28 protein-coding genes, 1 tRNA gene, 1 other RNA gene and 1 pseudogene are annotated in these 22,644 nt (G+C 62.8%); 12 read left to right on the forward strand and 19 right to left on the reverse strand.

Features of this window, described 5'->3' with window-relative positions:
- Positions 1 to 389: 389 nt before the first annotated feature.
- Positions 390 to 815, reverse strand: coding sequence for a hypothetical protein (locus tag GJ631_RS16210; protein WP_156710154.1), 426 nt, complete (start codon positions 813 to 815; stop codon positions 390 to 392).
- A gap of 116 nt (positions 816 to 931) precedes the next feature.
- A complete protein-coding gene (locus GJ631_RS16215; RefSeq protein WP_156710155.1) occupies positions 932 to 1,615 on the reverse strand; it encodes a protein sorting system archaetidylserine synthase in 684 nt (227 codons plus the stop codon).
- An 87-nt stretch (positions 1,616 to 1,702) separates the two neighbouring features.
- Between GJ631_RS16215 and GJ631_RS16220 the strand changes: the two genes are divergently transcribed.
- Positions 1,703 to 2,116 carry a plastocyanin/azurin family copper-binding protein gene (locus tag GJ631_RS16220; RefSeq protein ID WP_156710156.1) on the forward strand — a complete coding sequence of 138 codons (414 nt, stop codon included), beginning with the start codon at positions 1,703 to 1,705 and terminating at the stop codon, positions 2,114 to 2,116.
- A 59-nt stretch (positions 2,117 to 2,175) separates the two neighbouring features.
- Here the strand turns inward: GJ631_RS16220 and GJ631_RS16225 are convergent, their stop codons facing one another.
- Genes GJ631_RS16225 through GJ631_RS16240 form a run of 4 tightly spaced genes read right to left on the reverse strand, consistent with a single transcriptional unit; the run spans position 2,176 to position 4,601 of the window.
- A complete protein-coding gene (locus GJ631_RS16225) occupies positions 2,176 to 2,823 on the reverse strand; it encodes a 30S ribosomal protein S3ae (RefSeq protein ID WP_156710157.1) in 648 nt (215 codons plus the stop codon).
- Positions 2,820 to 3,041 carry a KEOPS complex subunit Pcc1 gene (locus tag GJ631_RS16230; protein WP_156710158.1) on the reverse strand — a complete coding sequence of 74 codons (222 nt, stop codon included), beginning with the start codon at positions 3,039 to 3,041 and terminating at the stop codon, positions 2,820 to 2,822. Before GJ631_RS16230 ends, GJ631_RS16225 begins: the two co-directional genes overlap by 4 nt.
- Positions 3,038 to 4,129 (reverse strand): hypothetical protein, encoded by a 1,092-nt coding sequence (locus GJ631_RS16235; RefSeq protein ID WP_156710159.1) that lies wholly within the window; start codon positions 4,127 to 4,129, stop codon positions 3,038 to 3,040. The genes GJ631_RS16230 and GJ631_RS16235 overlap by 4 nt, the downstream gene beginning before the upstream one ends.
- Positions 4,130 to 4,136: 7 nt before the next feature.
- Complete coding sequence (locus GJ631_RS16240; protein ID WP_156710160.1) at positions 4,137 to 4,601, reverse strand: 30S ribosomal protein S15; 465 nt, start codon at positions 4,599 to 4,601, stop codon at positions 4,137 to 4,139.
- Positions 4,602 to 4,843: 242 nt separating this feature from the next.
- On the opposite strand from GJ631_RS16240, the gene GJ631_RS16245 reads away from it, so the two are divergent.
- The 4 genes from GJ631_RS16245 to ffs all read left to right on the forward strand — a co-directional run bounded on the left by GJ631_RS16245 (position 4,844) and on the right by ffs (position 6,718).
- Positions 4,844 to 5,119, forward strand: a complete 276-nt coding sequence (locus tag GJ631_RS16245; protein ID WP_370518710.1) for a ribonuclease P protein component 4 — start codon at positions 4,844 to 4,846, stop codon at positions 5,117 to 5,119.
- A gap of 75 nt (positions 5,120 to 5,194) precedes the next feature.
- Positions 5,195 to 5,443, forward strand: a complete 249-nt coding sequence (locus tag GJ631_RS16250) for a YhbY family RNA-binding protein (RefSeq protein WP_156710161.1) — start codon at positions 5,195 to 5,197, stop codon at positions 5,441 to 5,443.
- The gene (locus tag GJ631_RS16255; RefSeq protein ID WP_156710162.1) at positions 5,440 to 6,324 is read left to right on the forward strand and encodes a mechanosensitive ion channel family protein; all 885 of its coding nucleotides are present in this window, start codon (positions 5,440 to 5,442) and stop codon (positions 6,322 to 6,324) included. Before GJ631_RS16250 ends, GJ631_RS16255 begins: the two co-directional genes overlap by 4 nt.
- An 81-nt stretch (positions 6,325 to 6,405) precedes the next feature.
- Positions 6,406 to 6,718, forward strand: an RNA gene (ffs, locus tag GJ631_RS16260) — signal recognition particle sRNA.
- A 195-nt stretch (positions 6,719 to 6,913) separates the two neighbouring features.
- Here ffs and GJ631_RS16265 read toward each other — a convergent pair.
- Together GJ631_RS16265 and GJ631_RS16270 are read right to left on the reverse strand one after the other, a co-directional pair.
- A complete protein-coding gene (locus GJ631_RS16265; RefSeq protein ID WP_156710163.1) occupies positions 6,914 to 7,942 on the reverse strand; it encodes an LLM class flavin-dependent oxidoreductase in 1,029 nt (342 codons plus the stop codon).
- Positions 7,943 to 8,006: 64 nt separating this feature from the next.
- A complete protein-coding gene (locus GJ631_RS16270) occupies positions 8,007 to 8,450 on the reverse strand; it encodes a hypothetical protein (RefSeq protein WP_156710164.1) in 444 nt (147 codons plus the stop codon).
- Positions 8,451 to 8,538: 88 nt separating this feature from the next.
- Between GJ631_RS16270 and GJ631_RS16275 the strand changes: the two genes are divergently transcribed.
- Positions 8,539 to 8,883: a DUF5798 family protein gene (locus GJ631_RS16275; protein ID WP_156710165.1), complete on the forward strand. Its 345-nt coding sequence runs from the start codon at positions 8,539 to 8,541 to the stop codon at positions 8,881 to 8,883.
- On the opposite strand, the gene GJ631_RS16280 is transcribed toward GJ631_RS16275, so the two are convergent.
- From GJ631_RS16280 to GJ631_RS16290, 3 genes are read right to left on the reverse strand one after another with little or no spacing between them, the layout of a single operon-like run.
- On the reverse strand, positions 8,884 to 9,291 hold the full coding sequence (locus tag GJ631_RS16280; protein ID WP_156710166.1) for a CoA-binding protein: 408 nt from the start codon (positions 9,289 to 9,291) through the stop codon (positions 8,884 to 8,886).
- A 41-nt stretch (positions 9,292 to 9,332) separates the two neighbouring features.
- Entirely contained in the window at positions 9,333 to 9,974 is a 642-nt protein-coding gene (locus GJ631_RS16285) for a recombinase RecA (protein WP_156710167.1), read from the reverse strand.
- Between the two features lie 52 nt (positions 9,975 to 10,026).
- The gene (locus tag GJ631_RS16290) at positions 10,027 to 10,860 is read right to left on the reverse strand and encodes a geranylgeranylglycerol-phosphate geranylgeranyltransferase (RefSeq protein ID WP_156710168.1); all 834 of its coding nucleotides are present in this window, start codon (positions 10,858 to 10,860) and stop codon (positions 10,027 to 10,029) included.
- 117 nt (positions 10,861 to 10,977) lie between these two features.
- On the opposite strand from GJ631_RS16290, the gene GJ631_RS16295 reads away from it, so the two are divergent.
- A tRNA-Arg gene (locus tag GJ631_RS16295) sits at positions 10,978 to 11,052 on the forward strand.
- Positions 11,053 to 11,870: 818 nt separating this feature from the next.
- On the opposite strand, the gene GJ631_RS16300 is transcribed toward GJ631_RS16295, so the two are convergent.
- Positions 11,871 to 12,158 carry an amphi-Trp domain-containing protein gene (locus tag GJ631_RS16300; RefSeq protein ID WP_156710169.1) on the reverse strand — a complete coding sequence of 96 codons (288 nt, stop codon included), beginning with the start codon at positions 12,156 to 12,158 and terminating at the stop codon, positions 11,871 to 11,873.
- A 168-nt stretch (positions 12,159 to 12,326) separates the two neighbouring features.
- Between GJ631_RS16300 and GJ631_RS19110 the strand changes: the two genes are divergently transcribed.
- The 3 genes from GJ631_RS19110 to GJ631_RS16315 all read left to right on the forward strand — a co-directional run bounded on the left by GJ631_RS19110 (position 12,327) and on the right by GJ631_RS16315 (position 13,923).
- Positions 12,327 to 13,058, forward strand: coding sequence for a hypothetical protein (locus GJ631_RS19110; RefSeq protein ID WP_231754009.1), 732 nt, complete (start codon positions 12,327 to 12,329; stop codon positions 13,056 to 13,058).
- Positions 13,059 to 13,488: 430 nt separating this feature from the next.
- Positions 13,489 to 13,701, forward strand: coding sequence for a hypothetical protein (locus GJ631_RS16310; protein ID WP_197425142.1), 213 nt, complete (start codon positions 13,489 to 13,491; stop codon positions 13,699 to 13,701).
- A 24-nt stretch (positions 13,702 to 13,725) separates the two neighbouring features.
- The gene (locus GJ631_RS16315) at positions 13,726 to 13,923 is read left to right on the forward strand and encodes a hypothetical protein (RefSeq protein ID WP_156710170.1); all 198 of its coding nucleotides are present in this window, start codon (positions 13,726 to 13,728) and stop codon (positions 13,921 to 13,923) included.
- Between the two features lie 9 nt (positions 13,924 to 13,932).
- Here the strand turns inward: GJ631_RS16315 and cydB are convergent, their stop codons facing one another.
- The 6 genes from cydB to GJ631_RS16345 all read right to left on the reverse strand — a co-directional run bounded on the left by cydB (position 13,933) and on the right by GJ631_RS16345 (position 20,621).
- Complete coding sequence (cydB, locus tag GJ631_RS16320; protein WP_156710171.1) at positions 13,933 to 14,949, reverse strand: cytochrome d ubiquinol oxidase subunit II; 1,017 nt, start codon at positions 14,947 to 14,949, stop codon at positions 13,933 to 13,935.
- Complete coding sequence (locus tag GJ631_RS16325) at positions 14,942 to 16,342, reverse strand: cytochrome ubiquinol oxidase subunit I (protein ID WP_156710172.1); 1,401 nt, start codon at positions 16,340 to 16,342, stop codon at positions 14,942 to 14,944. Before GJ631_RS16325 ends, cydB begins: the two co-directional genes overlap by 8 nt.
- 85 nt (positions 16,343 to 16,427) lie before the next feature.
- Positions 16,428 to 17,117, reverse strand: a complete 690-nt coding sequence (locus GJ631_RS16330) for a peroxiredoxin (RefSeq protein WP_156710173.1) — start codon at positions 17,115 to 17,117, stop codon at positions 16,428 to 16,430.
- A gap of 180 nt (positions 17,118 to 17,297) precedes the next feature.
- Positions 17,298 to 18,134: a DUF1641 domain-containing protein gene (locus GJ631_RS16335; protein WP_156710174.1), complete on the reverse strand. Its 837-nt coding sequence runs from the start codon at positions 18,132 to 18,134 to the stop codon at positions 17,298 to 17,300.
- 2 nt (positions 18,135 to 18,136) lie between these two features.
- Positions 18,137 to 19,315 carry an NAD(P)/FAD-dependent oxidoreductase gene (locus GJ631_RS16340; RefSeq protein WP_156710175.1) on the reverse strand — a complete coding sequence of 393 codons (1,179 nt, stop codon included), beginning with the start codon at positions 19,313 to 19,315 and terminating at the stop codon, positions 18,137 to 18,139.
- Positions 19,316 to 19,535: 220 nt separating this feature from the next.
- On the reverse strand, positions 19,536 to 20,621 hold the full coding sequence (locus GJ631_RS16345) for a rhodanese-like domain-containing protein (protein WP_156710176.1): 1,086 nt from the start codon (positions 20,619 to 20,621) through the stop codon (positions 19,536 to 19,538).
- 233 nt (positions 20,622 to 20,854) lie between these two features.
- Here GJ631_RS16345 and GJ631_RS16350 point away from each other — a divergent pair, with 233 nt between their 5' ends.
- Both GJ631_RS16350 and GJ631_RS16355 read left to right on the forward strand, forming a co-directional pair.
- A complete protein-coding gene (locus GJ631_RS16350; RefSeq protein ID WP_156710177.1) occupies positions 20,855 to 22,027 on the forward strand; it encodes a rhodanese-like domain-containing protein in 1,173 nt (390 codons plus the stop codon).
- Between the two features lie 156 nt (positions 22,028 to 22,183).
- Positions 22,184 to 22,426, forward strand: coding sequence for a ribbon-helix-helix domain-containing protein (locus tag GJ631_RS16355; protein ID WP_156710178.1), 243 nt, complete (start codon positions 22,184 to 22,186; stop codon positions 22,424 to 22,426).
- Positions 22,427 to 22,438: 12 nt separating this feature from the next.
- Here GJ631_RS16355 and GJ631_RS18760 read toward each other — a convergent pair.
- A pseudogene (locus GJ631_RS18760) lies at positions 22,439 to 22,644 on the reverse strand (hypothetical protein); the annotation flags it as partial.

The following is a 22,644-nucleotide window of genomic DNA, read 5'->3' on the forward strand; positions in this document are numbered from 1 at the left end:
CTCCGACTGCGTCCGTCGGTTCTTCGGCGTCCGCGGGCGCCTCCTCGTCGGCGGCGTCCTCGGGGGCGTCAGCGTTCTCGTCGTCCCCGTTGCTCATGTATAGGTGTCCGAAAGAATAAGGCAAGAGCGTTTCCCTTCACACCGAACTTTTTCCACGGCGCGCGGAGCACGCCGGGAAAAACTTTCGATGAAAAAGCGGCGGCGGGTTCCCTACGGTCACCCGCCTTGCCGCCGCGCTCACTCCGTTCGCGCGGCGTGAACCGCGTCGGGCGGCTTCGCCGCCCTCGCGGATGCTTGTTAGCTGTTAGCCATCTGAATTCTTAGGGAGAATCATTCGTGAATTCTGCGCTCGGTACAGACGAACCATTGGGTTGTTCGCTCCCTACCAGTTACTGGCCAGCATCGAACGTGACTGATTCGTTGCTCTGGAAGTCATAGCGAACGTACAGGGTCGGTTTTTGCGTACTTGGAGCGAACGTTGTTTGTCCGCTCGCAAGCGTTGAGCCGGGGTCACCAGCAGTCTCTTCATCAACAAGGATAGAGACACGGTATTCGTCTCCTGTGAGCGCGTTTGGGAGAATGACGCCTTTCTCTGGAGTGGCGTAATACTGCGTTCTGAACATCGGTGTCTGCTGGTTGTCTGGCTTCTCTGTAGACTCGGCGGACACAGTGAAATAGACGGATTCAGAAGACAAGTTGATAAGTTCGAGACTTCCATCTGTGCTCCCATCCAAGGCCGTGCAGCCAGCAGTGACTAAACCCCCGATACTCACTACCACACCCTTGAGAGCGTCACGGCGCGACATGGGCGGCATGTGCACCACTCAACGCTTATTTCATAAATCCTTTTGGGGAAAAAGAGCCGCTATACACACCTCTACTGACCGATTCACGCGAGCCAACTACTCTCACTCTATACCTTCCCGCCCCGTCACGTCTCCCGCCAGTAGATGAACGGTGCGAGAACGAGATAGGCGACAGCGAACAACAGCAGTGCACGCGGAAACACCCGGTCGATAGCGGTCGGAAAGAGCACTGCGAGCGCCTGCAGTCCGCCGAGGATTATCGCATCACGGGCGTACAGTTCGGGGTACGTAATCGCGGCGACCATCAGATAGACGAATACCGCGGTTGCGGCGAGCAGCACCGTCGGGTTCGTGATGCCGGCGAGATACGACACCGCGAGGATGGTTGCCGCGAGCGTCGTCTGGACGCCTTCGGTTTCGGGGTCGTGACGGTCGTCGAGCATGTAGAACCCGAGGCGAACGACCGCCATCGCAACGAACAGCGCGGGGACGGCGAGGGCGGCGACGAAAAGCGGAGTGTCGAGGGCGGCCGTCCCGCCGTCGGTGACGACCGCGTAGACGAAGACGGCGGGGGCGACGCCGAAGGAGGCCACGTCCGCGAGGGAATCCAGATAGTGGCCGACGGCCGTCCCGCCGCGGGTGCGGGCGATGACGCCGTCGAGGCCGTCCGCGATAGCCGCGAGCAAGACGAGTCGCGCGGCCAGCGCCGGGTCGGTCATCGCGACGGCTGCGGCGACGAAGCCCAGCGCCGCGTTGGCGACCGTGACGGCGTCGGCGAGGCCGAGTCGCCCCACGAAGCGCGGCTGCATGAATCCCCGGTCGAAGAGGCTCGTCTTAGTACGTTCGCTTCCGTCCGGAACCGGGCCGCCTATTGCCGTTCGGCCCCCAGTCGAAACATGGACAGACGGTCGTTCATCGCGGCGGCTGGAACGGCGGCGGTTCCGCTCGCGGGCTGTCTGGAGGCGACGCTCTCCGACGGCGACTACGACATCGGCATGTCGTCGAACGCCTTCGTCCCCGAGCGCTACGAGGTATCGGTGGGTGACACCGTCGTCTGGGGAAACAACGGCTCTCGTGGCCACACCGTCACCGCCTACGAATCGGCGCTTCCGGAGGGCGCGGCGTTCTTCGCGTCGGGTGGTTTCGAATCGACCGACGCGGCACGCGAGGCGTGGCAGTCCGACGGGAGCGGCAACATCCAACCCGGCGACACCTTCGCACACACCTTCGAGGTCGCGGGCGAACACGGCTACTTCTGTATCCCCCACGAGCGGAAAGGCATGGTCGGCGTCATCGTCGTCTCAGAATAGGGTTCGACGGCGCTGTCGCTTGACGCTCGAAGAAACGAGAAATTCGAGTTCGCGGCCGATTACTCCTCGTCGTCGACGTCGACGTCCTCTTCGTCGACATCGACGCTGGCCTCTTCCTCGGCGGCGACCTCGGAGGGTCGCGCTTCGAGGCGGGTCTTCTGGATTTCGACGCGCCGAAGCGGGTAGATGGTCTTGGCCTCGTTGTAGATGGCCGAGGAGAGTCGGCCTTCGACGATGCTCTCGACGAGCCCCTCGAAGGTTCGCTCCGCGCCGGCCTCCTCGACGAGGTCGATCATCACACGCCGGATGGCCTTCTCCTGGCTTCGGTCGGCCGATTTCGTCGTGTAGGCGACGGGCTGGACCTGTACGCGGTAGTCGTCGGTCGTCAGCACCGTGACGAAGGCGTCGACCTTCGAGGTGCCGCGGCGGGTGAGACTGCGCAGGTAGTCCCGGGTCAGCTCGTGCTGGATGAAGTCGGTGTAGGCGGCGTCGCTGCCCACGTCCGAAATCTGGAACGTCAGTTTCGTGTTGTTCTCGCTTGGGTCGTTGTTCAGTTCGCCGAGCGTCGTCTCGATGGTGCGGTCGTACACCTGCTCGGGGTCGTCTGCGGGGGTCTCACCGAGTTCGGCCCGGTCGAACATCTCGGGGGCCATCACGGTGTACCATCGCTTCTCCTCTCTACGCTTGGATACGGATCGTTCGCTCATGATTGGGTTGTCGTGTCGATTATCTGCTGTGCTACTGTGAGGTTCGTCACGTAGTCGTCCGCCGTCGTCCGAAGGCCGCCGGTCGAGTCACGTTCGATGGTCGTCTCGACCGCCGAGTCGGTCACGCGGGTCGACATCTCGTCTGTGTTGTCCGGGACGAGCGCCGCGGCCACCAACTCGGGGTGGTCGTGGCTCGTCCGGATGGTCGCTCGCTTCATAGTGCCTCCCTGAACGCCGCGACGTAGTCGGTCGCCGTACCGTCGAACGTCGCTGTGCCGTGACCGTCGCGGGCGGTCGACCGACCGTCGAGATTGGCTGCCGCGGCACCGAGAGCGTCGGCTGCCGCCGTGTCGTCCTCAGCGAGGACGGCCGCCTCGCCGTCGGTAACGGCGAGTGCGACCGGCTCCGGCGAGCGGTAGGCGAACAGCAGGCGAGCGACGGTCCCGAGGGGGACGGCGTCGCTGTCGTCTTCCTCGCCTGCGTCACAGCGAGCGACGAAGACGCCATCGTAGCGGCCGGTGGTGGCCGTTCGAAGCGCTTCGTGGGCGCGCTGACCGTGGCTTCGCCAGACCTCCAAGGCCGCGGACTCGACGTCGTTGCCGAGGGCGAGGGCGATTCCCGTGCCGGGGCGCTCCCGGGCGACCGCATCGAGCACGTCGGCGTAGCCGCCGAGCGTCTCGAACCGTTCGCAGTCGTAGGGATACAGCGCCCGCTCGACTGCCTCGGCGGCCCGCGGCGGTGCGTCCTGCACCGCCGACAGCGCCACGAGCGAGGCGAGTTCGCGGTCGTCGCCGTCGAAGTCCTCCAAGGCCGCCTCGACGGCCGCCCCGTCGCCGGAGAACGGCGCGTGAAACAGCGTCGACCCGGCGAGACCGTCGATTCGGTCGTCGGTCGGGATGGCGACGCCGAGGCGTCGTTCGAGTGTCGCGGCTTCGAGCAGCGACCCCGATGGCTCGAACCCGGCGGACACTACGCCCGCCAACGCGAGTTCGGGGTCGACTGATTCCGCGGCGAGTTCCCGTGCTACGTCGACCGCCCGCACCGACAGCGGGGTCGAGTGCAGGGTCACCTCGCCAGTTCCGTGTCCGATTGCGACCGTGCAGTCGGCGTCGGTCGAAGGCGTTCGGGGGACGGCCGCGAGACTGGCCTGATACGGCACGTTGCACTCTCGGAGCGCGCGTGCGAGCAGGCCGGTCGCCGCGAGCGCGTCGCCGTCGGCTGTCGCGACGAGCCGAACGAAGTCGGCATCGCGGAGCCTCGAAGCGACGCGGTCGGCGGCGGGTTCCTCGTGGCCGGCGGCGGACATGTGACTGTTACTCCAGCAGTTCCTTCGCTTCGTCGTATTCGTAGGTGAACGACTCGTCGAGTTCGTCGCCGCGGTAGTAGTCGACGAGGCGGCGAATCTTCGACTCCGTGTTCTGGAGTGCCCGCTTGTTCTGGGCGTCGCCGGGGTTTTCCTCCATGTGGTCGCGGAGACGGACGGCCCGCTCCATCAGGTTTCGGAGGTCCTCGGGGAAGTCGGGGGTCACGTCGTTGGCCTCGAGAATCTCGGTTACCTTCTTGCCGGTCGCGAGTTTCACGTCCGGCACCGGGACGCCCTGGACGCCCTCGTCGCGCAGTTTCAGGCCGATTTGGCTGGGGTCGTGCCCCTCCTCGGCCAACTCGACGACGCGCTCTTCGATTGCGTCTTCGTCTACGTCGCTCCACTCCGGCGGTTCGTCTGCCGCGGGCCGGTCCGAACCGGACGAGCCTCGGCGGCGGGAATGCATTCGTGCCATGTTTCTGTTGGAACTGCACGGACCGCTCGTAGTCGGCGGTGTCGCATCAGGCCCGAAGGCGCTGGTGGCGTTCCGCCAGCACTACCGCAATCCCGAGCCGACCAATCGGCCGGCGAGTCAGATTTGCGGTCGTGCGGTTCCCGTTCGTTCGTGGTCGTCTCGGACACTAAACGGTTTCTACTCGGGGATTCGACCCATCTCGTTACAGAACGCCTAAACGCGACGGGCGAAAACCCAGGGCCGTGAGCGTCGCCGCAGAGCGAATCGAGCGGTTACACGAGTTGGCCCGCGAGGCGGCCAGCGAGGGCGAGGAAGACCTCGCAAAGCGGTACGTCCGCCGTGCGCGGCGGGTCGCCGAACGCAACCGTCTGCCGCTGCCGAAGCGGTTCAAGCGGTTCACCTGCGATGCCTGTGACGCCTATCTGATTCCGGGTCGAAATGCCCGGATTCGAACGCAGGACGGCCACGTCGTGGTCACCTGCGACTGCGGCGCACAGGCGCGGTATCCCTACAGATAGGGTCGACTGCCTCGACGCCGCCGATACACGTCGGCAAACTAATCCTTTAAAACGAAGGAGCGAGTACGGCGACGCATGTCGGAGCAGGACCTGCGTCAGCGTGCCCACGATGTCGAGGTGACTGTCTGGGTCGGGAAAGGCGGCCTCGACCCCGTCGTCGAGGAACTGTCGGACCAACTCCAGGAGCGTGACCTCGTGAAGGCGAAGTTCCTTCGGGCCGCACGCGGCGGTACCACGACCGAGGAACTGGCCGAGGACCTCGCCGAACGGGTCAACGGCGAAGTAATCGAGACACGTGGCCATACGGCCGTGTTCCATCGATGATACCGGCACAGAGCAACTTCCTCTCGGAGTTCCTCAACAGTCTCTTCAACATCCCGGTGGCGTATACCGAACCCATCAGTTACGCGGCCCTCGGAATCATCGCCTTCGTCGTGGTGTACGTCCTCGGGCGGGCGGTCGTTATGCCGGTGGCTGACCGGGCAATGGACCGCCGTGGCCTCGAAGCCAACGCCAAAAAACCGCTCAGGAAAGTCGTGTTTTTCATCGTCCTGTTCGTCGCCGTGGCGGCCGCCTTCGCCGCCTCCGGCCGTGGAAACATCCTCACGTCGCTCGCAACCGTCGCTGCGGCGGCGACGCTTGCTATCGGCTTCGCGATGCAGAACGTCATCGCGAACTTCGTCGCCGGCGTGTTCATTTTCGTCGAAAAGCCGTTCAAAATCGGCGACTGGATTCAGTTCGATGGCAACGACGGCGTCGTCGAGGACATCAGCCTCCGCGTCACGCGCGTTCGAACCTTCGACAACGAACTGTTGACCGTCCCGAACTCCCAACTCACCGACAACGTCGTCAAGAACCCCGTCGACGCGGACAAACTCCGCCTGAAGTTCCTCTTCGGCATCGGATACGACGACGACATCGAGAAGGCCACCGACATCATCATGGAGGAAGCCGAAGCTCACGAGGGTATCATGGACGACCCCGGTCCCTCCGTCCGGCTGACCGAACTCGGTGACTCCTCGGTCGGCCTCCAGTCGCGCATCTGGATTGCCAACCCTTCGCGTGCGGACTTCGTGAAGACCCGCGGCGAGTACGTCACCGCGGTCAAGCGGCGCTTCGACGAGGAAGGCATCGACATCCCCTACCCGACCCGCACCCTCACCGGCGGCATCGACGTGGCCGAAGGCCCCGTCGCCGGCGAGTAACCCCGGCACTCTCGAGTCGCTTTTGGCTTCGATTTCGCGACCACCAGCCGAAAGGCCCTTAAGTCACAGCGAACTACGATGAAGTGGACTAGGTCGGGCGGTTAGGCCCCGCTCACAACCCGCGCTATGGTCTTTAGCGGGGACCGAAGCCGGGGTGCGTCTGGCCCAACCAGTGCGGGCCCCGCAAGCCAACGTCGAAGCCTCGTCCTACGAGGGCAGCGGTCCGCCGACCGGCGTCTGCAGGGACGTTCGGTCGCGGTTAACCACGGGCAATCCGTCAGGCACGGAAGTGAGCAGCGGACCCGTGGACAGCTGTCGCCCGTAGGGTCGCGGGGTGGAGGAGGCACGCGGGACTCCCCGTATTGGACGGGCCAGGCAACTCTCGGGTCCAACCATTCATACCGAACTTTTTGCACGGCGAGCCTCCGGCTCGCCGGCAAAAACTTCGATGAAAAAGCAGCGGCGGGTTCCCTACGGTCACCCGCCTCGCCCGGACGCTCCCTTCGGTCGCGTCCGGAGAACCGCGTCGGGCGGCTTCGCCGCCCTCGCGGATGCTTGGTATCTGTCTCCGTTCTCCGACCGGCCTAAGTCACCGAGCAGTAAGTCCGACCCCGTCGGCCAGCAGTTCGTGGGACCGAAGCGCGTCCTCGTGGTCGGCGACGACGTGTTGAATCATCATCTCGTCGGCGCCGACGCGGTCGGCCAACTGCTCCAACAGTCCGTCGAGGGTCTCCGGACTGCCGGAAATCGCCCGCGGCCACTCCCCGTCGTCGAGAGTGGCGGGCGTCGGCTCCGGAACGCCCCCGAGTTCCTCGATGGCCTCCTCGACGGAGGGTGTCGTGCCGACGACGCCCCGTTCCATCCGCTTGTAGGACGCCTCGGCCATCGCCCGGAGTCGTGCCGCCTTCTCGTCGGTTCCGGCACACACCGCGTTCACCGCGACCATCCCGTGTGGTTCGTCGATACCGCCGGCCAGCTGTGAGGGCTGGAACTGTTCGTGATACTCCTCGAAGGCGTGGACGGCGAACTGCGGACGGATGAACGCGGCAAAGCAGTACGGGAGGCCGAGTTCGCCCGCCAGTGCCGCACTCGAGGGGCTCGACCCGAGGACCCACGGCGCGGGTGGCTCTTCGCCCGACCGGGGAATCTCCAGGTCGCCGTAGAGGTGGTCGTCCGGGTAGTCGTCGTAGAGATGGCTGACGACGGCCTCGATTTTTTCGGCGTGGTCCTCGTCGGGATTGCGGACGTGTCGTTCGGTTCCGAGCGCGCGGTCGACGGCCGGCGACCCGTTGGCACGGCCCAGCCCCGCGTCGATGCGTCCCGGCGCGAGTCCGTCCAGCGCCCCGAAGACCTCCGCGACTTTGAACGGGCTGTAGTGGTTGAGCAACACGGCGCCGGAGCCGAGGCGAATCGACTCCGTCTCGGCGGCGAGATGGCCGAGGAGTACCTCGGGTGTCGTCCCCGCGAGGGTGTCGGCCATGCCATGATGTTCGGCGACCCAGAACCGCGAGTAGCCGAGACGCTCGGCCTGTTGGGCGGCCTCGACGGTGTTGGCGTACGCGTCACGCGCGGTGCCGCCATCGGGGACCGGAGAGAGGTCGACGATAGAGAGGTCCATATCGGGTTTCGGGGGACTGCGGCGAATAACGGTTCGGGTATCGACGCTGTGCTTCGAACGGTGACTACAGCAGTCGAAGCGACTTCGCGTACCAGCCGGCGGCGGTGGCGGGAACGATAGCGACGAGTGCGAGCACCCAGCGGTGGGATTCGATGACTGTCGCGGTCGTCAGTGGGCCGAGTAGCGGTTCGTCGGTCGTCAACTGGAGAACGAGGTCCGCGGGCACCGTGACGGCCCACAGCACCGAGATGAGGAACACGACGACGCTGAGGCCGACAGCGGCACCGGCGGCGGTTTCGGGGTCGGTCCGGTTCTCCCGGCCCGCGGCGAAGACGATGACGCCGACGAGTGCCATCATCCCGCCGGCCCACGGCGTCAGCGCACCGGAGCCATAGTAACTGGCGACGGCCGAGCCGTCGTCGATGACGAAGTACGGCACGACGAGGACGGCGACGACGGCGAGCGAGGCGACGATACCGAGCGTCGGTGCGGCACGACGGCTATCCATATCGGCCCTGTGACCGCCGGCGTCTTAACGCCGCCGGGACGCATCGAACACCGCAAGGCACACGGCCATCGGCGCCGAAGGCCGGGCCATGGGACTCGGAGGTGCGACCAAGAAACTCCAGAAGGTCGCGGACATGGGCGAGGAACTGTACGCGCGGATGAACGAACTTCGCGAACAAATCGTCGAGGTCCGCGAGACGGTTCAGGACACCCACGAGCGGGTGGCTGCCTTGGAGAACAAGGTCGACCAACAGGCGGCGTTACTCGAAGCGATTGCCGAATCGGAGGGTGTCGATGTCGACGAACTGCTCACCGAGGTGGCTATCGAGGAGGCCGAACCAGCTATCACCGAGGCCGAAGGCGACGATACAGCGGCCGTTTCCGATGCCGAGAGCACTGACGACGGCGAGACAAAAACCGGAAGCGGCGAGTAGCTACATCAGCCGCTGGTACTCGACTTTGAGACAGCGGTCCTCGACGTACTGACGACCGGAGTCCTCGACTCGCTCGCCGGCCTCTCGGTCGCGGATACCCAACTGCGTCCAGACGACGTCGACGTCGTCGCGTTCGAGAACCTCGTCGACGATGCCGCTCACCTCCTCGCTGGGGCGAAACACGTCGACCATGTCGATTTCTTCCTCGACCGCTCCGAGGGAGTCGTACGGTTCGACGCCAAATATCTCGTCGGCGTAGGGGTTGACTGGAATGATTTCGTAGCCGTGTTCGCGCATGAGGTTCGGCACGTCGTGGGCGGCTTTTCCTGCGGTTCCGGAGCAGCCGACGACTGCGATGGTGTCACATTCGAGTATCTCTCGGAGTTCGGCGTCGGTTTCGACTGGCATACCCGACCAAGGTCAGGCGAGGACAAAAGCGCTGTGTGGGTTCACGACTCCGGGAGTTCCGCGTCGACGACGCCACCGTCGTCCAATCGAACGACGCCGTCGAAGAGCCGACACAGTCGTTCGTAGACCGCGTCCTCGTGGGCGAGTGAATTGAGAGCGAACAGCCCGATTGCATCCTGCTCTTCGATGCGAGCAGTCACGACATCGAGAAACCGTGCCGTGCGCTCGGCGCAGCTGTACATCAACAGCGTCGAGACGGAATCGAAGAGGACGCGGTCGCCACCCGATTTGCCGTCCGGAGTCCCGGCGAGTAAGTCGGTCAGTTCCATTCCGACACCGGTGAGGTCGTCGGGCGAGGCCGCATACCGAATCGAGGGTGAGTCGAGTCGTGGCTCGCCTCCCTGCTTCGTCACACAGTCGATAACGCCCACGGGACCGTCGAGGCAGTCCGCGTGGTCGCTTCGAATCGTCCGTGCGGATTCGCGGTTCGTGACGATAATCGGTCGGTCCTCGGCCCCTGCGGCGAGTAACTCTATTCCGAACCGCCGTGTGCCCGCCATCGGCGGCCCGACGACGAGGAGGTTCGTTCCGGCCGGTACCGTTCGGTTGTCGAGTTCCTCGCCGAGATTGTAGGCCGTTTCGGAGGCCGCTCCGACCCACTCGAACCCACCGTCCCCGTTCATACGAGACTCGATTGGTCTCGTTCGAATAGTCGTTCCGCCGGATACAAACGGCTTATAATACGACGGTCGCTCTGCCCAGCACGAACGCGACGGCCGCGGCGAACATCCCGACCTTCAGGAGCGTCTGCCCACGAGTCGGGTCGCTGAAACTCCGGTACGCCCCGCCGAGCAGGAGTCCAACTGCGGGAACGAGTGCGAGCAGGTACACGACGTCGAAGGTTCGAAGCACGTACGGAAGCGGGCTGGCGACGATGGCGACGACGACGAACAGCGCCGCGACGAACAGCGCCCGCCGCTCGCCGATAGCGATGGGGAGGGTGTTCAGCCCCTCTTCGCGGTCGCCGGCGATGTCCTCGACGTCTTTGACGATTTCCCTGGCGACCGTCGCGGCGGCGGCCAACCCGAACAGCACCCCGACCGTCGAGAGGTCACCACCGACCGCCGCTCCGCCGTAGACGAACGTGCTGCCCGTCAACAGTCCGACGACGAGGTTCCCCACGCCCGGAAGCCCCTTGAACAGTTTCGTGTACGCGATGAGCGCGGCGAGGTCCGCGACGGCGATGGCGATAGCCAGCGGCGGAAGCAACAGCGTGATGCCCGACGCGACTCCGAACAGGACGAGACTGTAGACGAGCGCAGCACGTGCGCTGACTGCCCCGCGTGGAATCGGTCGGTCCGGCTGGTTTATCGCGTCGATTTCGCGGTCGAAGTAGTCGTTGATGGCGTTGCCGGCGCCCGTGGCGAGCACCGTCGCCGTAATCGCAACCGCCATCGGTGTGACGCTGTCGAGTCCGCCCGCGACGAACGCGCCGATGAACGTCAACGCCCCCGCGGCAATCGCATTGCCCGGCCGGAGCAACTCGACGTACCCGCGTACCGTTCCCATGGGGCCACCTCCGGCGGCCCCGGCATAAGGAACGCGGAAACGACTGGCTCGTCGTCCCAACCCATCCGTCGACAAAATGGACAGCGTTAAAACACCGAGGGCGTTACGTGGTTTCGAGGGCGCTTAGCTCAGTCTGGACAGAGTACTTGGCTTCGGACCAAGCTGCCGCGGGTTCAAATCCTGCAGCGCCCATAACCGATTTTTGAGTCGAAACCGCCCGACAGCGGCGGGGTACATCACCGAACGAACGCAAGGCCGTTGCATTCGTTCGATGCGTACCCGGGCGAGTGGTGTCCCCGAGAATTCGCGTACAACCTAACTGGTCGGAGGGAAGAAAATCAATCGCTGATTGACACGATTCCTCCATTTTCTGTCAGAATCCGTGTGCTGGATGTAGAGGGTAAGTGCAGCAGAATAGATTCTACAAATCACCCATCCGGACAGATCAGGGTCGATCAGAGAAATCGATAGATACAGGCAATACCCGTGAGGGGAAGACCCACAACAAAATGGTCCCGGGGTTTGTCCAACTCGGCATATTGGCGGTCCTGTTTCAGGTGACCATCATTGCTGGGTTCTATAGCTATCTCCGATGGCGATATCCGATCCCGGACGCTGAATTGAGGCCTCGCACAAAATGGCTGCTCCTCAGCGGATTAGCTCTCGTTACATTCGGCCAACTCGCTGCCTTCGGGGCCAGTGGTTCCCTTCGGGTGGCTTCCGTCTTCTCGATGAGACAAGCAATCCGTATACAGAACGCTGGATTTCTCGTCACATTCCTCGGGTACGGTATCCTCGTAGCTGGGTTCGCTCTCTATCCCCGGAAGTCCGACTGAGTCGATTCTCCCCTCTGTACGAGATACGCGCGTTCTATTCAGCACTCGTTGAATTACCTTCCCGATTTCTATCAGAAAGCGCGTGACCGACTCGGAGGGTGAAGTCAGCACAGAGGCTACATTTGTTCCAGACCAATTCCCCTGAATCACCTGCTCAGCGTGCGCGCGGAGTGACTACTCGATTTCTAACTGACCACTTCCGCCACCCTCCTCACCGTCGTTCTCGTCCCATCCGAGTTCAAACTCGATACTTCGTTCTGTCATATTGCCAGCCGGGCCTTCGCGTTCAGCTTTGACTTCGAAGGTCGGTCTGGCAGGGGGATTCAGCGTTACAGATTCGGAGCCTGCTTTCAGCTCGATAGCGTTGCCGCTGTCGAGGTTGTCCGCGACTTTCCGAAGGTACGATGCAATCTCTTCTCGACTCTGGTTGCTCTCTGATTTGAACAGGACTTCTTCAGGCATACAAAAGATAGTACACAGACTGCACCAATAAATGCGCCCGCCGTATTGAGTCGATGTGACTGGCCAGTGTGTTCACACCTGTTGGGCCATCCTCCATTATCATGCCTGTCAGTGAAATCGCTACACACCCGAAGGCTATTCAAATTCGCGCTTGAACACCAGGGGCGTATGGAAAGTAATCGCGGCATCGGTATCCTGGCTCAAAAGCACAAGCCGGTGTTCCGCGACGTAGCCGAGCGTCTTCGGAATGCAGGCTTTCAGGTTCGATTCTTCCATCCCCAATCACCCCCCTCACCAGACCAAATCGCCGACCTCTCGTTGATTGTTAACAAGAAGACACTCCCGAGTGCACTCCCAACTCTCAGGCATGCTCGACGGACGGGGACAGTGCTGTGGAATAATTTGCAGGCGGTGATTTTGTTCAGTTCACGGCTTGTCGGTCTTCGAGCGCTTTCGGAGATGGGATTTTTCACACCTGAGGTCACCTTCGAGAAACCTGATGGCGAGTACGTCGCTAAAGGCTACTACATCTGGAACGACGAACCCGAACTCAACGGCGAGGGAGATTTCTATCAGGAACTGATTCCGACGGACCCAGTCGATTACAAGTATTATGCCGTCAACGACGGGTCAGAAATACACGTCGCGGGGCGGCGCGTCACCTCGAAGCTCCACGGTGAGAAACAATTCATCGGGCAGATAGAGATTAGGCCAGCACTTGCAGCGTCGCTCCGAGAACTTGTTGAACGGTTTGACCTTCGGGGTGTCGGGGTTGACTTGGTCAAAGATGGCGACGGCCAGTATTGGGCTGTCGACGTCAACCTCGCAGCTGGATACCGGGACACTGGACTAGAGCCTGCTCTCACCGACTCGATAATTGCGAATCTACCAAGCGAGTGAAAAGAAGCAACCACGACTTCTGGATAGCGTCCACTCTGTCGAATTACTGGCTGAAATTATAACTCATTGTGGCTTTCAGCAGAGCAGTTTGACCGACCGACGAGTATTGCTTGATTCACGCCGAGACAACCGACGTGGTTGTACTGTAGACGCACGTTCTATTCAGCGCGGGTTCGAATACACCTCTATAGGCGGACATATTCTCCGATTCTCAAACGCCCGATTTCGGCCGCTTCACGCCGCAAAGGTCGATTCGTTCCATAGTCGAACCGGAGTCTGCAGCGCCCATGTTTTCACGACGACCGAACCCAAAGCGATATGTTCGGGGACCGTTCCGAAATTATTTCCGCAACTTCCCATTCGGGGGCCGGAACGGCCAATAATGTCCCGCAGCCCCCCGTTTTAGTCCGTTCGAATCGTACGATACGGTGTGAACCGACCGATGTCACAGATACGCGTACGTAAGTCGTTCGACCCGTCGCTGTTCGTCGCCGGCGCGGTGGTGGCTCTCGCGAGTCTCGCCGTGGCGGCGTGGATGCTCAGACTCGGCGATATCGTCACGGCGGTTGGACTCGGATTGCTCGTCGTGTCCGGTCTGTTGCTGGCGGCAATCGGTCTCTCGTCCGAGCCAACAGCACAGTGACGGTCGTTTCGATACGAGGTTCCAGTGAGTGACGAATCCACTGTAGACGTGGCGACGTGGATGCTCCTCCTGTCGGTAGTGGTAATCGTGTTTCTCGTCGGCGTCGGTCTGTTGCAACTGCTGACGACTGGGGATGTCGGTTCCTTCTTCCGGAACCTCGGTATCGGGCTGTTCTTGGCGCTGTTCAGCGTCGGATTCTATCGGAAGTGGCACGAAACGTAGGCGGGGTGCTTACCCGTACGATTCGCCCTCGTCGACCGGGCCGCTGAACGCAGAGTACAGGACGACGAAGTAGCTCACGACCAGCGGGAGGAGGAGGGCCGCCCCAATCGACGAGAGGTTCAGCGGGAGTGTGGACACGATGGCGTCACTGATTTCGAGTCCGGTCACGGGGTCGACGAGCGGGAACAGCAGCGTCGCGACGAGCGCCACGAGACCGTACACTTGGCCTGCGACGGCCGCGAATGCGAGGTAGTGGCGCTCCGCTCGGCTGGCGGCGACGTACCCGCCGGCCAACACGACGGTCACGCCGAGCAGCCCCAGCGTCGGAAGCGAGAACAAATCGACGTGCGCTGCGGAGCGACTGCCGACGACCAGCGCTGCAACGGCGGCGAGGAGGTAGACGACCTGTGCGAGGTATCCGAACGACCGCGTTTCCAGCCGAACGTCGCCGCGCGTTTTCACACCGAGATAGGCCGCACCGTCAACGACGGTGAGTGAAACGACCGCCAGCCCGACGAGCAGGCTTGCTATCGACGCCATGCCGTCGACGCCGAACAGCCAGTTGCCGACGAACACGCCGAGGAAGAAGGGCGAGGCGATGCTGCCGACCACGAACGCCTGTCCCCAGCGGCGCTGCCAGGCTTCGTCGTGGCGCTGTTCGTACATCTCCGGCGCGAGTCCGCGAAGGATGAGGCCACCGAGGATGGCGAACATGAGCAGATAGTGGCGGCTGAAAAGCGTCGCGTACACCTCCGGAAAGACGGCGAACAGCATGCCACCGAAGACGACGAGCCACACTTCGTTACCGTCCCAAAACGGCCCGATGGCCGCCAACAACTGCTCGCGCTCGCCGTCCGTTCCTCGGGTCGCAAACAGCACTCCCACCCCGAAGTCGAACCCGTCGAGAAACAGGAACGTCCCGAGCACGGCGAACACCAGTGCGAACCAGAGTTCGGGGAGCGGCAATCCGAACAGCGGCCCGTCGGCGAGACTCAACGGCACCGCCGCGGAAAGCGGATCAGTCATCGCCGGGCACTCCCTTCTCCGGGCCGCTCACGTCACGGTTCGGCGTCGCCGGCCGGGTCGGCGCTTGCTCGCGGATGAGACGAACGACGACGTACCAATAGAGGGTGAGCAATCCCGCGTATACGCCGACGAAGCCGGCGAGCGTGATGAGCGCTTCCGTGCCGGTCAGCCCGGGAGAGACGCCAGCGTGGGTCTTCATCACCCCCTGGATGACCCACGGCTGGCGGCCCACCTCCGTTACGATCCAGCCCAACTCGACGGTGAGAATGCCGAGGACGGACGACCCGACAAGCGCCTTCGCAAGGAGGTCGTCCTCGAAGAGTTCGCCACGGAGCCACCGATAGCCACCCCAGAACGCCAGCAGGATGAACCAGAAGCCGAGGCCGACCATCGCTCGGAACGCCCAGAACACGATGGCGACAGGGGGATTCTCGGAGTCGAACTCGTCTAACCCCGTAATCGTGGCCCCGGGGTCGTCGCCGCTCGCCAAGAGCGATGCGACGAAGGGAATCTCGACGACGAACAGCTCCTCGGCGTGGGGGTCGGTGATGTCCTCTACGCTCGTCGGAAACGCCAGTAGCTTGAGCCCGACCGAGGAGTCGGTTTCGTACTGTGCCTCCATGGCGGCGAACTTCTGTGGCTGTGTGTCGGCGACGTGACGGCCGTAGGCGTCGCCGTGAATCGCCTGAAACGGGGCCGTAACGAGCAACACCGCGAGACCGATTTTCATCGTCTTGCGCCAGAACTCCGTGTCGCGGTTCGTCCAGACGTAGTACGCCGCAACGCCGGTCATGAACAGCGCGACCGACAGAACGGCGGCGTTCTGCATGTGGACGTACATCCACGGGAACCGCGGGTTGGCGTAGGCGGCAATCGGGTCGACGAGCAGGATAATCGGCTGTCCACTCTGCATCGCGACCTCGTAGCCGCGCGGCGTCTGCATCCACGAATTGGCGATGAGAATCCAGACGGCCGACAGCCACGTCCCGAGGCCCACGAAGACGCTCGATATCATATAGAGCCGGTCGGTGACTCGCTCCCGACCGAACACGAAGATACCGAGGAACGTCGCCTCGAGCATGAACGCCATCATCCCCTCCATGGCGAGCGGGCCGCCGAACAGCTCCCCTGCCGCCGTCGAGAAGGCCGCGAAGTTCGTCCCGAACTCGAATTCGAGGACGATGCCCGTCACCGTGCCGACGACGAACGAGATGGCGAATATCTTCGTCCAGAAGGCCCGGAGTTGTTCGTACACCTGCTCTTCGGTCCGTATCTCTTTCCACGTGAAGTAGATGAGAAAGGGCGCAAGGCCCATGCTCATCACCGGGAAGATAATGTGGACTATCGTCGTCAGCGCAAACTGGAGTCTGCTGGCGATGACTGGGTCGATCATGCTCGTGTTCTTGTTGAAGGAGTGTTGATTCGGCGGCTACCGCCGCGAACGAACCGTCTGGGGACGCTGACAGCCCAGCGCTGGATTACTGCTCGCGGGTGACGAACCACCAGTCGTAGTATTCGGTGCTGTCGTCGGCTTCGGCCTCCGCCTTGCGGGCCGCCGCGTCGGCTTCGGTCCCCGGTGGCGACAGGAGCACTCGGTCGCCGAACGTCTCGTTGTTCGGCCAGTCGGCCGGCACGGCGACGCCCTGTGCGTCGCTCTTCTGGAGTGCGCGCAGCGACCGCAGAATCTCGTCGATGTTGCGCCCGATTTCCATGGGATAGGTCAGAATCAGCCGGACGGTCCCCTCGGGGTCGACGATGAAGACGCTGCGGACGGTCGCCGTTCCGGCCCCGGGGTGGAGCATTCCCAGCCGCTCGGCGACAGCCCCCTGGTCGTCGGCGATTATTGGGAAGCCGATGTCGACATCGAGGTTCTCGCCGATCCACTCGGTCCACTTGATGTGGGAGTGGACGCGGTCGACCGACAGTCCGACCAACTCGGCCTGCAAGCTTTCGAACTCCTCGCGGCGCTGCTCGAAGGCGACGAACTCGGAGGTACAGACGGGCGTGAAGTCGCCGGGGTGGCTGAACAGTACGAGCCACGACCCCTCGTAGTCGTTCGGAAGCGTCCGCTCGCCCATGCTGGTCTCGACGGTTAGTTCGGGGAACTGGTCGCCGATTCCCGGTGTCTCGACGGTCGCGTCAGCCGCTGAATCCGTTGGTTCCGTCATTGCGTTTCGTAGTTGGGGACCGGGACATTAAGTTGGTCTTCTCAAAACTATTATTTCTGTTTTCCATCTCCTCTTTTTGAAGTAGAAAACATTATTTCCGATACCGGGGTGTCAGTTCGGGTCTCTCGTGGTCGCGTCCGTCTGCACCCATCGAATCACGACGGCATCGCGGCGGGGTCGTCAGTCGGACTCCTCGAAGGAGACGCTTCCGAGTCCGCGAGCGGCGTTGACCAGCCGACCGAGCGCCCGCCGGACATCGGCGTCGAACAGCGCCCCGATGAGGCCGAAGAACCCGACCGGCTTCGGGTCCTCCTGTGCGAGACCGTCGACGGTCGCGTCGAGGGCCTCGGTGACCTTCGGGTCGCCGAGCGTCTGTACGAGCGCAATCATGTTCCCCGCGTTTCGGCCGAGTTCGTACATCTCGACTTCGTTTTCGGCGTGGGCGTCCGCAAAGCCCGCCGCGGCCATCCGGAAGTCCCGGATGACGTTCCGGTTGTCCTGGGCCGCGTGACGCAACTCCGGGACGAGGTCCATCGCGGTGGCGTGGGCCGCATCGAGCAACTCGAGCAGTTCCGCGAGCGTGTCGGCGTTGTCCCCCAACCGTTCGAGCAACACGAGCGTCTCTTCGCTCTCCAGTGCGAACCGAAGCCGTTCGATTACCTCGCGATTTTCCTGGATAGCGACCCGCAACTCCGGGACGAGGTCGTCCGAGAGGTCTTTGGCCGCCGCGAGCACGTCGAGCAACTCGACGAGCGTATCGGCCTCCTCGCCGACTTTCCTGAGGAGGACCAGCGTCTCCTCGCGCTCGAAGGCGAGCCGAAGTTCACGAATCGGCTCGCGGTTCTCCCGGGCCGCCTCCCGGAGCTCCGGTGCGAGACTCTCGGCGAGTTCCTCCGTCGTCGCGAGCATCCGGAGCAGTTCCGCGAGCTCTTCGTCGTTTTCCTCGATGGCACGCGCCAGTTCCGTCTCGTCGTCGAAGGCGACGTCCGCCTCGACGGATCGTTGTTCGCTCGCCATGGTTATGGGAGTGGGTCGTAGCCGCGCAGCCAGCCGTTCCAGTAGAAGCTGGGGAGGATGTTGATGTCCATAATCCAGTTCATCCGGCTCTCGACGGGCGCGGAGATGCTGTCCTCGTAGTCGAACTCCGCGACCATCGCCTTGCCTTTCTCCGTCAACAGCGGGCAGGCGGCGTAGCCTTCGTATTCGGCTGTCATCCGACGGCCGTCCATGTGTGCGGTGAGGTTGTCGAGGACGACGTGGGCTTGCTTGCGCGCCGCTGCCGCCGTCTTGGCGTTCGGCGTACTGCAGCCGTCACCGAGTCCGAACACGTCGTCGTACTCGGTGTGCTGGAGCGTGTGCTCGTCGACGCTGACGTACTCAGCGTCGTTTTCGATGTCGCCCTCGGTCAGCGGCGAGTTCTCCGTAAGCGGCGGCTGACCGTACTGCGGTGGGACTGGCGCATAGAGGTCGTACTCCTGTGTGTCGCCCGATTCGGAGTGGATGACCTGCGCTTCGTAATCGATTTCTTCGACCGTGAAGTTCAGGTTGGCTTCGATGTCCCGCTCGGCCCAGATTTCTTCGAGTTTCTCCCGATAGGGTGAGACGCCGAAGACGGCGTCGCTCCCTTTGGTCATCACGACCTCGACGTCGTCGCGGATGCCCTGACGCCGGAAGTAATCCTCGGCGAGCATCGTCATCTTCAGCGGCGCTCCACCGCATTTAATCGACGTGTCGGGAACGGAGACGACGAACGTACCACCGTCGAAGTCCTCGAGCGCCTCTCGCAGTTCCATCGCGGCCTCGAAGTGATAGAACGGGTAGACGGCGTCGGTCTCCTCCCACCCTTCCATCATCCCGGGCGTCGCCTCGGGGGCGAGTCTGTGGCCCAGTGCGACGACGAGGTAGTCGTACGACAGTTCCTCGTCGCTGAGTTCGACCGTCTTCTCGTCGGGGTCGACGCCCGTGACCTCGTCGTGGACGAACTCGACGCCGTCTCGGAGAAGCCCACGTACGTCACGGAACTGGTCTTCGGGCTCCATGTACCCGAACGGCAACAGGTAAAACGAGGGTTGATACGCGTGTTCTGTACTCTTGTCGACGACAGTGATTTCGGCGTCGGAGCGATCCAACCGTCGGCGGAGCATGTTTGCGCTCATCGTGCCGCCGACACCGGCACCGAGCACGACTATGTGGTCCATAGACATCCGATGTTGGGTGGTGTGACACCTGAACGCTGAGGTAGCCGAGACAATGTTGGTGATTTTGAGGAGCTATCGAACTTGCAGAAATAATTTTGGGAAACCGTTCGCCGTCGGTGCCTCATCGTGACAGAAGAGGTAGTATCGACCCGAAGCAGTGGCTCACCGCCTACAACATTCAGCCGATGCGTTCGCCGCTAGCTAAAACGTGTCCCCGTCGCTACTCCGTGGAGTCGCACGTCTCTATCGGGACGTCGACGAGGTTCCCCCACTCGGTCCAGGAGCCGTCGTAGTTCGTGACGTTCGGGTAGCCGAGCAGCTCCGAGAGCGCAAACCAGACCAGCGCCGAACGCTCCCCGACGTTGCAGTAGACGATGATTTCGTCGTCTTCGCTGACGTCGGCTTCGGCAAACGGTGCCTCGAGGGCCCGAGGGTGTTCGAACCGCCCACACTCTCGGACGACGGAGGTCCACTCGACGTTTACCGTTCGTGGAATGTGACCGCTCGCGCGTGCGGGGGCGTCGGTCTCCCCGCAGTACTCCTCACGCGAGCGAACGTCGACGATGTCGACGTCCTCCGAGAGGGCGTTCTGGACGTCCTGTCGGTACGCTCGGATGTGGTCGTTCGGTGGCTGGGCCTCGTACTCCACGGCTGTCACCGGCGGCGCCACGTCCGTCGTCGGGAAATCGTTCTCGGTCCAGTAGTGTTTGCCACCGTTGAGCAGGCGAACGTCACGGTGGCGGTAGTACTTGAGCGTCCAGTAGACGAACGCTGCGAACTCGTTGTACCCGTCGCTGTACAGGACGACGGTGCTGTTCGGCGTGATTCCGCGCTCACCCAGTATCGTCTCGAGTCGGTCGGCACTTGGAATCGTCCGCGTACCGGAATCCAAGAAGTCCTCTCGTGGGTCCAACTCGACTGCGCCCGGGATGTGACGGTCGTCGTACTCCGTCGATATCTCCACGAGTCGAAGGTCGGAATCGTCGGTCTTGAACTCCGCTAGCCACTCGTGGGCACTGTCGGGTTTGACGAGTACCTGCTCTGGATAGCCGGTCCGGTTTCCACCGAGCGACCGGAAACTGATGCTGTAACAGGTCTGTCGGCCGTCGTGTAGCGCCGGCGCCGCCTCGATTAGGCCCGCATCCTCCAGTTGGGTGAGGCCGTATCGCGCCGTTCGCGAACCGAGGAGGGTTTCTTCCGTAATCTGCTTCAGCGTCATCGACCCCTCCCGAGACAGCGTGGTATAAATGAACTTCGAGCTCGGCGGGAGGTCCTGCAGTCTCTCCTCGATGTCTGAAGTTTGCATAGTTCTTGCAATACTGTCTAGTGGGCCGTGCATAATGATATTATTGGTTCATCCTGCGCCAGTGCCGCTCCGAAACCCGCCGTTATCGCCGGTTTTCCGGGCACGTGGCGATGGGTATTCCGGAAATAATCTCGGGAACTTCCGTTCATAACCACCCACATCCGGGTAACTACGTGAAATTATTCTCCCCGCTCGAATGGTTTTACGTGTGGTAATTATACAATACAGTGACGATGGTCGAGACAATCACGGCAGAACAGTTGAGAGATATGATCGACGCCGACGAGGAGTTCGTTCTCTTCGACACTCGGTCGCCCGACAGCTTCGAGGACTGGCACGTCGACGGGGCTGAGAACGTGGAGTACTCCAGTGACGACGACGAACTCGTCGGGGAGTTCGACGAGGACGCCATCGACGCCGGCGACACCGTCGTCACGATTTGTGCGACGGGTAACTCTGCGAGCAGTTTCGCCGAGTACCTCGAACGCGAGGGTGACGCCCACGACGTGAAAACCGTCGATGGCGGCATGGAAGCCTGGAGCATGGTGTACGACGTCGTTCCGATTGCCACCGAGAACGACGACCTCGTCGTTCTACAACTCCAGCGACGCTCCAAGGGCTGTCTGGGGTACGTCGTCGGGTCGAAGCGTGCCGGCGAGGCCGCACTCGTCGACGTGACCCGTGCGACCGACGAATTCCTCGACGCCGCTCGCGCGCACGGACTGAAAGTCACCCATATCCTCGATACGCACATCCACGCCGACCACATCTCGAAGGGACGAGAACTCGCCGACCGACTCGACGTGCCGTACCACCTCGGCGCGCCCGCCGCGACGCGCGACCCCGATTTCGAGTTCGACCCCATCGAACCGAACGCGGTCGTCGAACTCGGAGACGTCGAAATCAAAGCCGTCCACACCCCCGGACACACCACGGGGATGACCTCGTATCTCGTCGACGACGAGGCGCTTCTGACCGGCGACACGCTGTTCGTCGAGTCCATCGGCCGGACGGAACTCCAGTTCGCCGACAAGGACGCCCGCGACGGCGCCCGCGTCCAGTACGAGACGCTGCATAAGGTCATCATGACCGAGTCGAACGACGTGAAGATCCTGCCGGGGCACTTCTCGGTCACCGACGACGGCGAGTACATCGACGTGACGCCCGGTCAGCCGATGTTCTCCACGGTCGGCTACCTCTGGGAGAACAACGAGATTCTCCAGCTGGACGAAGACGAGTTCGTCGAGCACATGTTCGAGAACCTGCCGTCGAAGCCGCCGAACTACGAACAGGTCATCGCGACGAACGCCGGCGAGTACGAACCCGAAGAGGGTGAGGAGTCCGAACTCGAACTCGGGCCGAACCGCTGTGCGGCAACCGCCGAAAGCGCCGTCGCAGACGACTGAAGACGCTGTCACGGACGCTGGCAGTATCCTCGTATCCCTTCCCCCCTTCGACTCGCCGCCGAGCGACTCGCTTCAGGTTCGATTTTCCATTTCCCGGGTTCGCTCTACACCCACCCGAACACAGGGTTTTAACGCCCACCTCCCGAACTGTCGTGTATGCCCGACGTGGAAGTGTCGTTGCCGGACCGAATCGACAGTGAAATCGACCGTCTCGTCAGCCAAGGGGAGTTCCTGAACCGCGAGCAGGCGGTCGAAGAACTCCTCTCGATGGGCGTCTCTGCCTACGCGACGACCGAAGACACCGACGATGTCGAGGGAGACCTGTTCACGCAGATGACCGACGACCAACAGGACCCGGCAGCGATGACGGACGAGCCGGACGACGAGTTCACGTTCTGAGGAAATCGCGGTTCACTGCTGTTCGTCGACCGACAGCGGCGCGTCGCTCCGGTAGACGTACCGCATCGGAAGCCCCTCGGCGTCCCTCGGTGGGTCGGCGGGAAGCGACCGAAGTTCGCCGGGGCCGGGTCGGACGGTCAGCGCCAGCGCGACGGCATCGAGGACGGCCGGAATCGGGACGCGGTGGCCGGCGGTGGCCTCGGCGACGACTGGACGGT

Source organism: Natronomonas sp. CBA1123, assembly GCF_009741925.1.
In the GTDB taxonomy this organism is placed as follows: Archaea; Halobacteriota; Halobacteria; order Halobacteriales; family Haloarculaceae; genus Natronomonas.